Here is a 13,739-nt window from a genome sequence, read left to right on the forward strand (position 1 = left end):
TCGCTTAACTTTCCCCTCGTTTTACTTAGAATACTTCGAAATGGGTAACTTCCACGATGCGTGACGTTTCAAAAAAATCTCAAGGGGGTAAGAGCGCGATCCGCGAAGCGGATGCGCGGCGCCCCGAGGCGTCCGCAGCAGGTGAGGCTTCCCATCCCCGCTCACTTGGCGAGACCGCACCCGCAGGCGTGACAACCGGCGCGCAGTTTCCCGCCTTGCCGACGGTTGTGCTCGGCGGCCTGCCGATCACCGTTATCGATCGGCAAGACGCCGCCCGGCTGATGATCGCGTCGGCGCGCGGGCATCTGCCCAACACCCGCCCCTATTATTTCACCTCCGCCAATGGCGATGTCATCGCCCAGGTGGGGCAGAACACGGAGGTCGCCGGGCTGTTTCGCCAGGCCGACCAGATCTTCGCCGATGGCCAGCCGCTGGTTTTCGCCTCGCGCCTGCTGTGCAGCGTGCAGCTGCCCGAGCGGGTCGCCACCACTGACCTGTTCCATGATGTGGCCAAGCTCGCCGAACAGGAAGGAACGACATTCTACCTGCTGGGTTCGACGGAGGCGGAGAACAACAAGGCTGTCGCCCGCATCAGAGCCAAATACCCTCGCCTTCGCATCTCCGGCAATTGTCACGGCTTTCTCGCCGGCCAGGCGCTTGAAAGGAAACTCGACGAGATCAACGCGCTTGCGCCCGACATATTGTGGCTGGGCCTCGGCGTGCCGCGCGAGCAGATCTTTATCCGCGATTATGCATCGCGGCTCCACAATGTCGGCCTGATCAAGACGTCGGGCGGGCTTTTCGACCATATCGCCGGCAAGGTCCGGCGCGCCCCGCTATGGGTGCAGAAGGCTGGCTTCGAATGGCTCTGGCGTGTGATGATGGAGCCGCGCCGGCTTTTCTGGCGCTACTTCACGACCAGTCCCCTCGCCGTCTACGCCCTATTGAGGTATTCCAAATGACTGCCGAGCACCGCCACAGTCCGCTGCCCGAAGGGACCGATGCCGAGATCGCCATCGTCGGCGCCGGACTTTCCGGCACCATTGCAGCGAATGTGCTCGCACGGGCCGGTTACAGCGTCATCCTGATCGATCGCCATTCGGTCTTTCCCAGGGAATTCCGTGTCGAGAAAGTCGCCGGCGACCAGATTGAAAAACTGCGCCGGCTTGGCCTTCTGGACAGGCTTTCGACGGCGGCCGTGGCCTTCGACGACATCGTCAACATTCGCAGGGGGCGTGTCCTCGACCGCACGCATGCGCGCCACTACGGCATTTTCTACGATGACCTCGTAGCCGCCATGCGTGCCGAACTGCCCGAAAATGTTCGCTTCATTTCCGGCCGCGTCAACGGGCTGGAGACAGGAGCGGAACGCCAGCGAGTGTCGATCCTCGATCATCACGACGTGACGGCGCGGCTGCTCGTGCTGGCCACCGGCATGGGCGACATTCTGAAGCGCGACGTCGGCATCGAGCGCCACTTCGTTCACCAGAAGCAGTCGCTGACCTTCGGCTTCAATTTGCGCCCGGTGGGAATAAGCGCCTTCAAGCACGCGGCCGTCACCTACTACGGCGAGCGGGTCTCCGACGGCATCGACTACCTGACCCTGTTTCCCGCCGCCGACGTCACGCGCGCCAATCTGTTCGTCTTCCGCGATCACCGTGATCCCTGGGTAAAGGCGCTGCGCGAACGTCCACGGGAAACGCTCATCGAAACACTGCCGGGGCTGGTTAAGACATTCGGCGATTTCGAAGTCATCAACCGTGTCGACAGCTGGCTCACCGACATCACCGTGGCGCAGAACTGTGTGCGCGACGGTATCGTTTTGATCGGCGATGCCTATCAGACTTCTTGTCCGGCCGCCGGAACCGGCGTCAGCCGGCTGCTCACCGATGTCGAACGGTTGTGCACGGTGCATGTACCACAGTGGATGGCTTCGCCGGGCATGACGGCGGCCAAGATCGCAACATTCTACGACGATCCGGCAAAACAGGCGATGGACGAACACGGCCTGCATATGGCTGATTTTCGCCGCAGCCTGACCATCGACACGGACCTGCGCTGGCGCGCGCGCCGGCAGCTTCACTTCAGCCGCCGCCGCGTCATGCAGAAGATCAGCAATTTCAGCCCCGCTTTCGCGGCCAGGCTGCGCGGTTTCAGAAAGCCGGGTATCGAAGCCGCGACCTAAAGCAGCTCTATCTTTGCTTTTAAGCAGCTCTATCTTTGCTTTTGCGTCGTTCCGCAGAGAAGCGCCACGCGCTTTTCCCGCGAAAAACCGCTTCACCCTTTTCCTGTAATTGTTCTAGGAACCGGCCGCCTCGTCGCTGGGCGCCTGCGGCAGCACGGTACGGCCGGACTTGGGCTTCTTGCCATGCGACCCGACCAGACGCCGCGCCAGCGCCTTGGCCGCCGGCAATTTCTCGACGGTCATGTGCGCGGCATAGCCGAGCGGGCTGCCGGCCCTGAAAATCTGCCACATCGGCGATGGCCGGCCACCAAAGGTAATCTTGTAGGGTTCGTCGCCAATCGTGAAGTCGAGCGAATGGTCGCCGCGCTCGATGCAGTCGCGGGCGATCTGTTCGAACATCAGGCTGCCGATCGACTGCTTCCGGTAACCCGCCTCGTCAAAGCCGCCGAGAATGACCAGCAGCGAGCCGCGATGTGCGAGACCAAGCGCGCCGGCGATCGCCCGATCGTCCATCCAGAACGTGTAGGTGCGGGCAAAGCCGCCACTTCCCTCGGCCGCCACGGCCATATAGAACTCGAAATAGGACGGCGACTGCAACAGGTCGGCTGGGCCGTCGCTGCCGTCGAAACGCTTGCCGCGGTACAATTTGAGCGCATCGAATGTCGTCCGGATGGCGTCGATACTATCCGAACATTCAAAACGCGCCTGGCCCATCCGGCCGAGTTGCCGCGACTTCTTGTCGAGCTCCTTGCGATAGGAATTGTCGAGTTGGTGTTCGCGCCACGCCGTGAATGTCGTTTCAAGCTTGCTGGAATAGGCGCTCATGCCCATGCTTTCGCGCTTGTCGACGCCAAACAGGCGCTCGATTGCCAGCGAGCGGTCGGCCAGCTTGCCGATGCGCAGCAGGTCATAGGGCTTCAGATGCTTTCGGATGGCGGCCACGGTACGCCCATCTGCCACGATGCGCGAAAACGTCTCCTCGTCGGCGACCGGCGATATGTAGTCGGAAACACGCATGTCGGCGAATTCCACGACTTTCAGAAGCGTGTAGCGACGCCTGACCAGCGGCAGGACCATCGCCAGTCTTCCGCCTGCCCGCACGACGATGATCAGCGGCGTGGCCGCTCCATTTCCGACGATCTTCTCGTACAGCAGGGCGAGCCAAATGGGGTGCTGAAAAGCGGTCGCGGCCGAGCTGGCGAAAAGCTCGGCATATTCCTTCGAACGAAAATCGAACGAATCCTCGACTGTGACTTCAAACATGTATGGTCCGAACCGGCTGGGTATGGTCTATCGACGCTGTCTTGTGTTCCACGTCAAGGTCAACCGCATGGAATGTTAGAAACTTGGTATATGCGAAGCCTCAAGCGCTGATTGCATATCTACCGTCAATCCAGCATTGCGCGGCTGCCCGGCAGGATTGGTCAAGTTCTTCCCGTAAAGGGAATGGCCAGACTTGCAAGTAACCGCAAGGTAAGTTTTTTCAGTCAGTCATTTGTTTGTACCGGTCATTTCCCTTCAAATGTCCAGGCCGGGTCCCGATACAATCGCGAACTGGTACGACATGCTGGCGATCGACGTCATTGTTCCACAAACTGCACCGCGCCTGTGGCAGAAGATTGTCGTCGAGCAACTGCAATCGGACGGCCACGATGTCGCCGTGCTGCAGCAGCCGGGAACGGCAGGCTGGCCAGGTTCGGCCAAAGCCGCGTTCGCGTTCGAACAGCGGCTGTTTCGGCGCCGCCGTCCCAATCTGGCCGCGGCGTTGAACGAGATTCCGGTCCAGCCGGCCGGCCGGCCCGCAGCACTCAGGCTGGACCTTGCCGGCAATGCGCCGCGATCCGATGTACCAACCATTGGCCTCCTTTTCGACGGATCTCGGTCCGATCTTGCAGTGGCAACAGTGGTCGCGGCCGGAAAGCTGCCTGTTATCGATGCCGTCCTTGATGGAAAAGTGGTCGGCCGGGCACGGCCGATGGTGGACAAGCGGGAATCGGTGGCGCTCGGAACGGAAGATGTGCTCGCACGCGCCATTACCCTGATCGTCTCGCTCGCCAAGGCTTTTGCCGATGGCCGGGCCTTGCAGAACGAACCATCGTCTGAAGCCCGCAGCGGTCCGGCAATGCAATTCCTGCCCGCCTATCTCGGTTCGGCGCTGCCGCGGCTTGGCCGTGAAATCATCCGGCGCGTCAGCTATCGCCACGCGCATTGGCGGGTCGGCTACCGCTTTGCCGATACCCCCGGCGTCGTGGATACCGGCAGGCTGGGCAGCGGCTGGTCGGTGCTGCCCGACCCCGGCGACCATTTCTACGCCGATCCGTTCCCGTTCGAATGGCAGGGCCAGTCGTTCCTGTTCGTCGAGGACTATCCCCATGCTATCGGCAAGGCCGTCATCTCGGTCGTTGCGTTCGATGCCAACGGGGTTCCGGCGGCGCCGAGGGTGGTTCTAGAGGAACCGCACCACCTCTCCTATCCCCAGGTGTTCGAGCGTGACGGGGCAGTCTGGATGCTGCCCGAAGCCAGCGCCAGCGGCAAGCTCACCCTCTATCGCGCGTCAGCTTTCCCGGATCGCTGGACCGCCGAGACCGTTTTGGTCGAGGGCGAGGTTTCCGACGCAACGCTGCTCGAACATGACGGGCAGCTCTGGCTGTTCGCCACCGACCGCGACGGCTACGGCAGCACCTCCGACACGCTGGTGGTGTTTTCGGCTCCTGCCCTCACCGGCCCCTGGACGCCACATGCCGGCAACCCGATCCTGATCGACCATCGCATGGCGCGTCCGGGTGGCGCTTTCGTACACAGCCGCGACGGCCGTATCGTTCTTCCCGTACAGGACGGAACGCGCGGCTATGGCGGTGGCCTCGGCCTGTCCGAACTGTTGCAGCTCGACCGGCAGACGGTGCGGCTTTCAGCACCCCGGCCGATCGTTGCCGATGGCGACTGGCCATACCCGAAAATCCACACGCTCAACCGCGCCGGCAGGCTGGAAGTAATCGACGGGATCGCGGCGGTGCGGAGGCGCTAGAGCAATTCCAGGAAAAGTGTGAGCGGTTTTCCCGGGAAAAGCGCGCAGCGCTTTCCCTTGGGAATTGCGCAAAATAAAGACATAGAGCGATTCACCGTTTCCGTGAACCGCTCTAGGAAAGCAGTAGCGCCTCGTAGCCGGTACACATCTGGGCCGGCGAGTACTTGTCCTTGAGCCGCCGACCAGCCGCCGAAAGCCTGGTCATGAGCTCCGGCCTGGCGATCATCTCGGCAAGCCCCGTGGCCATGCCGGCGGCGTCGGCCTCGACGAAGATCGCAGCCGGTTCGCCGTCTTGCGCGGTCAGCACCTCGTGCATCACGGCAAGATTGCTTGCCACCACCGGCAGCCCGGAAATCGCCGCTTCGACGCAGGCAAGACCGAAGGTCTCGCTCGTCGACGGGAACGCATAGACATCGCCCGCCGCCAGGAATTCGAAAATCTGCGCCGGCGGAACTTCGCCGACCAGATGCAACCGGTCCGCCACGCCCCGCTCCCTGGCAAAGGTGACAAGCGTCTCGAGTTCCGGTCCGACGCCGGCAAGCGCTACATGGATGTCGGACAACCGTGCAAGTGCCCCGACCAGCGCGATCTGGTTCTTCGTCCGCGTCAGGCGTCCGGACGAGACGGCAAGCCACGCATTGCCTGGCAAGCCGAAGCGGGCGCGCGCAGCAGCCTTGTCGAATTGCTCACGCGGCGCCGATACACCGTGATCGATACGATGGAGGCGGCGCCGGTAGGCTTGCGGATAGTGATCGAATTGGGCTTCGGTCCAGGCCGAGTTGACGATGTTTGCATGATAAAGGCCGGTCACGCCCATAAGCTTGTCGATCTGGGAGAGCAGGCCCATGGTGCCCTTGGTGTGCGGTGCGCCGCTCTGGTTGGCGACGATGTGCCTGACCCCGGCCAGTCGCGCGCCGATCGTGCCGAAGATATTGCCATAATGCTGATAGGTGATGACGGCATCCGGCCGCGTCGTGCGCAGATAGCTCACCAGTCCGATGGTCGCCCGGATCTGTCCAGGCAAGCCTTTTGGCGGCTCGGCAAGGATGAAATCGGCGCTGGCGTCGTGGTCGAATGCGTCGGTCTTCCGGTACATGAAGACGGTGCGGACATCATGGCCACGCGCCCGCAATCCTTCACCCACCATGTCGGAAACGCGTTGCGCACCGGCCGCCTCCGCCTGCGTCTGGACCTGCACGATCTTCACGTGCGGTCTCTAAGCACAGGACGGGAAACGGCTGCCGCCTTGCCCATCACGAGGCCGAAGATGGACGGGTTTATGCCTATTCGGCGCCGCGCGATCGACACTGCGAGGGCAGTCCAGGCAATCACCGTTCCGGCGATGGTAACTGCCGCGCCGACCGGCCCGAAATAGTAGGTCGTCGCGGCGGTCGCGGCTAGCCCCAGCACGTTGACGATGATCAGCACCTTGAACAGTGCATGCTGAAGGCCGGTCAGTTGCAGCAGTATCTCGATCGGGCCGCAAGCGGTGGCGAAGGTCGCGCCGATGCCGAAGATGACGAGCGTCGTACGCATGGTGGGCGTGTCATAGGCCGGATTGAAAATGGACAGGATGAAGCCGCCGAAAAGCCAGAACGCCGCCAGCACGCAGAGCGCAATGGCGAAGCTGCCAAGTGCCGCAAGGCTGGTGATACGCTGCACATGCGCCCTGTCGCCGCTGTAGAAGGCGCTCGAAATCTGCGGCGCCAGCGCCTGGTTGATGCCGTTGAGCGCCAGCGCCACGAACCGCGTGGTGCGGTCGGCGACGAAGATGGCGCCGGCCGGCACTGGCCCCAGGATCATGGCCACCAGCAAGGTGCTGACCTGGCCGAGCGCCGGCGGCAGCGAGGTGACGCCCCACAGGCCAAGTGTCACCGTCTTGAATTCCTGCTTTTGCGCTGGGCTGAGCGGGCCGCGCTCGGCGCGCGCGGTTTCGCGCAGCAGAAGCACCGTCTGTGGCACGACCGAAAGGATGAGCAGCCCGGCGGTCAGAAAGGTCGCGGCGACCGCACCCATCTCGATATGCAGGAAGCGGCACCCGAGCATGACGGCAATGGTCGCCGCCCGCCATATGATATCGCGCGGCAACAGGCCGTAAATGAGTGCATGCTTGGCGCGGAAGGCGCCGGAGGTGAATTCCGACCAGCCGAGCGAGAATGACAGCACCGCGGCAGCCAGGCACAGTGATAGCCATTCGGGCGTGCCGCCGCCGACGAACGGCAAAAACCCCGCTACCAGGATGAGCAGGCTGGAGACGACAAGCCCGAGCAGCGCCACCAATATGGCCCGCGCCATCATGCCATGCGCCGAATTGAGGTCGCCAAGGCCGGCATATTGCGGCCAGAACCTGAGCACGGTGCTCTGCTGGCCAACCGATGCAAAGAAAGAAACCAGGCTGGCGCCGGCGTAGGTGGCGCTGTAGAGGCCGAACTGCCGCTCGTCCATCACCATCGCCACGGCCACGAACATCAGGAACGACAGGCCGGCACTGGCGAGCTTGATCACACCCGCGACCGCCCCGCTCCTGGCGAGCGCGGGGATGGACATGCGCATGTCGGCTGCCGGATTGCCGCTCCCAGCCATTGCGGCTTTGTTGTCGCTTATGTTGTCATCCAAGATCGGCTCCCGTGACGATCGGCAATGGCCTTGCCCCCGCGGCAGCCGAACCGACCCTGAAACCTGTCCCTGAATAGAACAAAAACTCACGCAAGCGCCAGTGCCAACGCGACGAATGGTTACTGGCGCCCCTGCATACAAAGGTGAAACGCTTTGGTAACCTTAACGAAGGGCTAACGATAATGGGAAATAGTGCGAGGTGTAGAGTGATGTGACTCTGCAGAGGAAAAATGATGAGTCCTGCCAGCATCGACGATCGCACGCTTCCACCGCTGTTTGATATCGCGGCGCTCTGGGCGATTCTTTGGGGCCGTCGCCTGATGATTTTTGTCATTACAGGTGCAGTGCTGCTGCTGACGGTGCTCTATCTCGCCGTGACCAGCCCGAGCTACACGGCAACAGCCTCGATCCTGATCGACCCGCGCGATTCGCGTTCCACCAATTTCAACAATGTTCTTCCCGGCATCGGCTCCGACAGCGCCGCCATTGCCAGCCAGGTCTTCGTCATCGAATCGCAGGATCTGCTGGGAGATGTATTCGACGGTCAAAAGGTTGAGAACGACCCCGAATTCTCGGGCCGCGGCCTGGTATCGCGGCTGTTTTCCATATTCGGATCGGACAAGAAAGCCACGCGCGACGCGACCTTCAAGCGCTTTCAAAAAGCGGTGACTGTGGAGCGCGAAGGGCTCACCTATGTCATCAATGTCAGCTTCACCTCGAAATCGCCGGAGACGGCCGCGCGCATCGCCAACGCCATCGTCGAGCGCTACCGGACCGGTCTTGCCGGAGAGCGCGAAGGCGCCAACAGCGATGTGAACTCCCTCCTCAACGACCGGATCAAGGGCCTGCAGAAGGACGTCAGCGACGCCGAACGCGCGGTCGAGGATTTCAAGACGACGCACAGGATCGTCGACCCGACCGATGGCGGCACGCTGCAATTCCAGCTCGACCAGCTGACGACGCAGCTGATCACCGCCCAGGGCGACGCCGACCAGGCAAGGAACCGCTACAATCAGGCGCTTGCCGTGGGCAGCTCGCCTGCAGGTCTGGCCAGACTGGCGGAAATCCTGTCCTCCAACTCGGCCATAAAATTGCGCGACGACTATAACCAGCGCGCCGCCGAACTCGCCAATCTCGAAACCATGTATGGGCCGCGCCATCCGGCGATCGCGCGGCTGCGGTCCGAGCTGGAACGGATGAATCGGCTCATGGGTGCCGAGGCCGACCGCATCAGGCAGCAGTTGAAGGCCAGCTACGATCTTGCGGCGCAAAATGTCGGCAAGTTGCAGGCCAAGCTCGAAGCCTTGCGCCAGCAGTCTTCCGACTCGAGCCTTGCCCAGGTGCAGCTGCGGATGCTGGACTCCAAGGCCCAGGCCGCTCGCGGCGTCCTCGACGACTATCTGAAGCGCGCCAAGGAAACCTCGCAGATGGAGGGCGTCCAGACCTCCGAGGCGCGCACGATCGCCAAGGCTTCGCCGCCACTGCAACCGACCTGGCCGAAGCCGGCTCTGCTGTTGCCAGTGAGCGCAGTTCTTGGCCTTCTCGCCGGATGCGGTCTCGCTCTGGCGTTCGGCCCGGTCCGCCGGCCCGAAGACGAACCGCAGGCGCCCAAGGAAGAAGTGGTGCCGGCGGTCCAGCCGAGGCAGGACGCACCGCGTGCCGCTGCCCAGCCGGCTCCGCAGCCGCTGCCGGCCAGTCTGGGCGAATACCGCGTGCCGGCAAGCGGTACGGCGCTTTCAGGCATCAAGGCAATCAGGGCCTCACTGTTCCAGGACGGCGACGAGACGCTATCGCGCGACGTGCTGAAGCTGATGCGGCAGATCATCCTGCGCCTGCACGACCATCCCAAACCCTTTGTGCTGGCCGTGTCCTCGACGCGCGGCAGCCTCGAGGCAAGGCTTGCCGGCGCATTGATCGGGATCAGCCTGCAGCGCGTCGAACAGAACGTGCTGGTCGTTGAGATCGAAGGCCAGCCATCCGCTTCGGCGGACCATGGCCCCGGTATATTCGTCGACAGCGCCAGCGGCCTCAGAACCGCCATCTGCAGCCCGCAGGGGCAAAAAGGCGGCCAGACCTTGGGCGACGTTCTGACCGAGGCTGGGAACGCCTTCGACTTCATTCTCGTCAGCGCCCCGGCCTTCAGCGAAAAGGCCTGGTCCCCGGAGTTTTTCACGCGGGCCGATCTGACGCTTCTGGCGCTGACCCCGTCGGAGCAGGCAGCCGACGCTGCCGCCCTGTTGGCGCAACGGCTGGGCGTCGCCCAGATCGGACGCAGCGCCACACTGGTGATCGCACCGCAGACCGCGCAGCCGGCCGCGCGCACGCCTGTGCCGCCGTCCGGCGCCGATTGGCGCCGCAGTTTGGCTGCGAGGAGCTGATCCGTGCCGGCGGAGCTGACATCGCTGCCGGTGATGTCACGGCGGCAGGCGCTCGCTCTGGCCGGCGGGGCTGTGCTGGCCGGCCTCCCCTTCCCGGCCTCCGCAACGACGACCGCGCGCAGCATTCCATCACGTGGCTTCAATCTTCCGGGATGGCTCGATCGCGAGGCAGGGATTGCTCCCGCCACTGCGACGCTGGAAAAGCTGCGCCAGTCGGGGTTCGAAACCATCCGCTTGCCGGTGAACAGCGATCTTATCTCGGCCGGCGACACGGCCGGGCTCGTCCGCATCCGTGACGGCGTCGCCGACCTTGCCGGGCTGGGCTTTGCCGTTCTCGTCGACATGCACCCGTCCGCCGACCTTCACGCCGCTTTCGAACGCGATCCGGCGGGCGCAAGCGAACAGGTTGTGCAGGCGTGGACGGCCTTGCGTCCCGTCATCGCCGATCTGCCGGCGGCCTCGGTCTATCCGGAGCTGCTGAACGAGCCGCCGATGGAGCACGCCGTCTGGCTGGCGCTGCGCGACAGGCTCGCCGAGACGCTGCGCGCAACATGTCCGCGCCACACACTGGTCTGGGGCCCTGCACGCTTCCAGGGCATATGGGAAATAGCCGATACGCCGCCTCTGGCCGACGACAACCAGATCGCCGCCATCCATTTCTACGCACCAATGGCGTTCACCCATCAATGCGAGAACTGGGATACGTCGCCGCTGGCGCGCATGGCCAACCTGCCCTTTCCCGCGACAAGGGAGACTCCGGCGGTCCGCGAGCTCATTGCTAGACTGCGCACTGCCGGCGACAAAGAAGCCGCTTCCCTGCTCGAGAACGAACTTTCGAACCCATGGACGCAGGCCGCGATCGCCGCGAACTTTGCCGAGGCCGCACGCTGGTCGGCGGCTCATGACTGCCCGGTGATGCTGAACGAATTCGGCGTGCTCAATTTCTGCGTCGATGCGCAAAGCCGCGCGGCCTGGGTCCGTGCCGTGCGCGAGGCCGCCGAAGCCAACCATATCGGCTGGACCTATTGGGAGCTCGACCAGGGCTTTGGCTTCATCGCCAGCAGGCAGAGCACTGAAGGTTTCGACGCCTCGATGATGGCTGCCCTCCTGGGCGAGGCGGGCCAGCTATGAGCGTCACCGGAGCCTATCCGCCAGTCGGCCTGCGCGCGCAAAGCCTGGCAGCCCCGCGCGACGCACTGCTGCATGTCTGCGTGTCGCTGATCGTTGTTGTCTTGACGGTTTCGGCCTTTGCCGTCTGGACCCCGTTCGGCATTGCCGCGACCTTCCTCCTGACGCTAATCGTGTCCAACGCCCTGCCCGCGGGCGTTCCCGTCCTGATCATCTGCGCCTTCCTCTACCAGAACCTCGTGGTCACCTGGTACACCCCTTACATCCCGGACAACGATACGTTCGATTCGCTGCGCGGTACCAATTTCGTCATCCTGATGAGCGCCTTCGGCATTTTCCTTGCCGCGTCGTTCCAGCACCGCGTGCGCGCCCTGATCGAATTGCGCTTCTGGCTGCTGCTCAGCCTCGTGCTCTGTGGAACCATCACCTTCTATCTCGCCCTGGGGGTCGTGCACGGCCAGCCCAAGGACGCGGTCGTCTATTTCCGCAACACGATCACGCCGCTTGCCTGCTTCCACATCGCCGTGCTCGCCGCCAGCCTCTATCCGGTCGACCTGCGCAAGAGCATGTTGTGGCTCGGTGCCGGCGCGGTCGTCTACGGATATCTGGAATTGATCTTCACGATGAATTTCCTCAGCCTCTTCCATGGCGACCTTTACATCGAACGCAGCATTTCGCGGCAGATCGAGACCGGCGTCTGGGAGAAGGCGCTGCAGGAGACCGGCTTCGTTTTCCGTGGGCTCGAGGACGTGATGACCACTACTTTCTTCAACACGCCGCTCTTCAACGACATCCTGCCCAGCGTCTTTCGTGTCGGCGGCCCGAATTTTCATCCGATCAGCTATGCCTATGCCCTCAGCATCATATCGGCCTGGCTGCTGTTCAAGGGACGCTGGCTGCTGCCGATCGCGGCCTTGCCGCTGCTGCTCGTCATCGGCTCCAAGGGCGCGACGTTCCTGCTGCTCATGGCGCTCGCCATGCGTCTGATCTACAGCCCCTCCCGTGCCGGTTTTACGCTCACCGCCGTCATAGTCCTGGCTTTAGCCTGGACGACCGCGGCAATCGGCTATGGCGCAACGCATGGGGACTATCACGTGCTTGGCCTGACGGCCGGCCTGCGCGACTTCCTGGCCAACCCACTTGGACAGGGACTGGGCTTTGGCGGCAATTTGTCGAGCACCAGCCTCAATCTCAGCTGGGCCAACGCCCAGGCGGAAGGTGTCGCCTCCGTTCCCGTCGAAAGCGCCGTCGGCGTCATGCTCTATCAGATGGGCATAGGCAGCTTTGTCTTCTTCGGTTTCCTGGCGGCGCTCGCCATGGCGGCACGGCGGCAGTTGATCGAAACCCGCGACCCGGATTTCCTGTTCGGTTTCGTCGTCATCGTTACCATCTCGGCCAATGCCGTGCTGCAGGAAGAAGCCTTCTACTCGCCGCTTGCACTCGGCTTCTGCCTGCTGCTCGTGGGCGTGTCGCTGGGCACGCGCTGGCGCGAACTGGCGATGCAAAGAGCAATTACGGCCCGAACACCACAAGCTCGGTGAAAGTCAGGTCGCCGGGCGCCGGCGGCTTCGGACCCTTGAAGTATTTTATCCCCCGGTTGGCGAAGTAGCGGCCGAACAGGCCAGGAATGGGCTCCTTGGCATCGACGAGGCAAAGCAGGATTCCCCTTCGCAAGACAAAGCGCCCCACGGCGCCGGCACACCGGCTCAGATCCGCCAGGGAGCGGCAATAGACGATCTGGGCGCAGGGGATGAGACCATGCAGTATTCGGCGCGGCATCAACACCAGCGGAGACGCCACCCCGTCACAAATGCAGACCAGAGAGATGCAGCCCAGCGCGGCGTGTTCCAGGACGATGTATCTTTCGCCGTCGGAGAGCATCGCCAACTCGGCAAGATCGGGACGAACCTCAAGCACCCGACACGACCCCCGTACCGAACTCAAGGCGGGCAGGAAAGCAAATTGTCCATTGGAAAAAAGCTGAAAGCCGAGTGCCTTGTTGGCCTTCAATGTCGAGGGCGCCGGCGAAATGTTGGTGAAGGTCACGTCCCTCCGCCTGAGGATCGCCCAAATCAACTTCATGGCCTGGGGGCGGTACCCTTCGTCCACCGTCCAGCTTGAAATGTTGCAGCGGATTTCGTCGCCCTCCCGGCCAGGGAAGCGGGCGTAGAGCGTCAGCACGACGCCAACGATCCGGCCGGCATTCTCCAAGGCAAAGCCGTACTGTGGAAAATCGGCGACGACGGGACGCTGCGACAAACGGGCAAGCGCCCGCATCCAGTAATTGCGGCTGCGTTCTGGAAAGCCCCGGCGCAGGCAATCGACTACGCCGTCCCAATCACCCTGGTGAATTGGCCGGCAGCTGAGATCGGGAGGAACGGTACCAAATACTGCCATAGTCGACCCG

General features: G+C 63.1%; 10 protein-coding genes. 6 read left to right on the forward strand and 4 right to left on the reverse strand.

The features are described from left to right. Positions 1-188 precede the first annotated feature (188 nt). On the forward strand, positions 189-962 hold the full coding sequence (locus tag AC1D1N_RS09935) for a WecB/TagA/CpsF family glycosyltransferase (RefSeq protein WP_477348213.1): 774 nt from the start codon (positions 189-191) through the stop codon (positions 960-962). Further along, positions 959-2,185, forward strand: a complete 1,227-nt coding sequence (locus AC1D1N_RS09940; protein WP_477348215.1) for an FAD-dependent oxidoreductase — start codon at positions 959-961, stop codon at positions 2,183-2,185. Before AC1D1N_RS09935 ends, AC1D1N_RS09940 begins: the two co-directional genes overlap by 4 nt. 114 nt (positions 2,186-2,299) lie before the next feature. On the opposite strand, the gene AC1D1N_RS09945 is transcribed toward AC1D1N_RS09940, so the two are convergent. Beyond that, entirely contained in the window at positions 2,300-3,448 is a 1,149-nt protein-coding gene (locus AC1D1N_RS09945; RefSeq protein ID WP_477348217.1) for a GNAT family N-acetyltransferase, read from the reverse strand. A 259-nt stretch (positions 3,449-3,707) separates the two neighbouring features. Here AC1D1N_RS09945 and AC1D1N_RS09950 point away from each other — a divergent pair, with 259 nt between their 5' ends. After that, positions 3,708-5,210: a glucosamine inositolphosphorylceramide transferase family protein gene (locus AC1D1N_RS09950; protein WP_477348219.1), complete on the forward strand. Its 1,503-nt coding sequence runs from the start codon at positions 3,708-3,710 to the stop codon at positions 5,208-5,210. A 112-nt stretch (positions 5,211-5,322) separates the two neighbouring features. Here AC1D1N_RS09950 and AC1D1N_RS09955 read toward each other — a convergent pair whose 3' ends face one another. Then, positions 5,323-6,417, reverse strand: coding sequence for a glycosyltransferase family 4 protein (locus AC1D1N_RS09955; RefSeq protein WP_477348221.1), 1,095 nt, complete (start codon positions 6,415-6,417; stop codon positions 5,323-5,325). Further along, complete coding sequence (locus AC1D1N_RS09960; protein WP_477348223.1) at positions 6,414-7,826, reverse strand: lipopolysaccharide biosynthesis protein; 1,413 nt, start codon at positions 7,824-7,826, stop codon at positions 6,414-6,416. Before AC1D1N_RS09960 ends, AC1D1N_RS09955 begins: the two co-directional genes overlap by 4 nt. 233 nt (positions 7,827-8,059) lie before the next feature. On the opposite strand from AC1D1N_RS09960, the gene AC1D1N_RS09965 reads away from it, so the two are divergent. Genes AC1D1N_RS09965 through AC1D1N_RS09975 form a run of 3 tightly spaced genes read left to right on the forward strand, consistent with a single transcriptional unit; the run spans position 8,060 to position 12,873 of the window. After that, positions 8,060-10,204 (forward strand): GumC family protein, encoded by a 2,145-nt coding sequence (locus tag AC1D1N_RS09965; protein WP_477348225.1) that lies wholly within the window; start codon positions 8,060-8,062, stop codon positions 10,202-10,204. A 3-nt stretch (positions 10,205-10,207) separates the two neighbouring features. Continuing rightward, complete coding sequence (locus AC1D1N_RS09970) at positions 10,208-11,335, forward strand: glycoside hydrolase family 5 protein (RefSeq protein WP_477348227.1); 1,128 nt, start codon at positions 10,208-10,210, stop codon at positions 11,333-11,335. Further along, on the forward strand, positions 11,332-12,873 hold the full coding sequence (locus tag AC1D1N_RS09975; RefSeq protein ID WP_477348229.1) for a hypothetical protein: 1,542 nt from the start codon (positions 11,332-11,334) through the stop codon (positions 12,871-12,873). The genes AC1D1N_RS09970 and AC1D1N_RS09975 overlap by 4 nt, the downstream gene beginning before the upstream one ends. Here the strand turns inward: AC1D1N_RS09975 and AC1D1N_RS09980 are convergent. Beyond that, entirely contained in the window at positions 12,845-13,729 is an 885-nt protein-coding gene (locus AC1D1N_RS09980; RefSeq protein WP_477348231.1) for a hypothetical protein, read from the reverse strand. The genes AC1D1N_RS09975 and AC1D1N_RS09980 overlap by 29 nt on opposite strands. Positions 13,730-13,739: the final 10 nt, after the last annotated feature.

It is taken from the genome of Mesorhizobium sp. P2_B5, assembly GCF_056404775.1.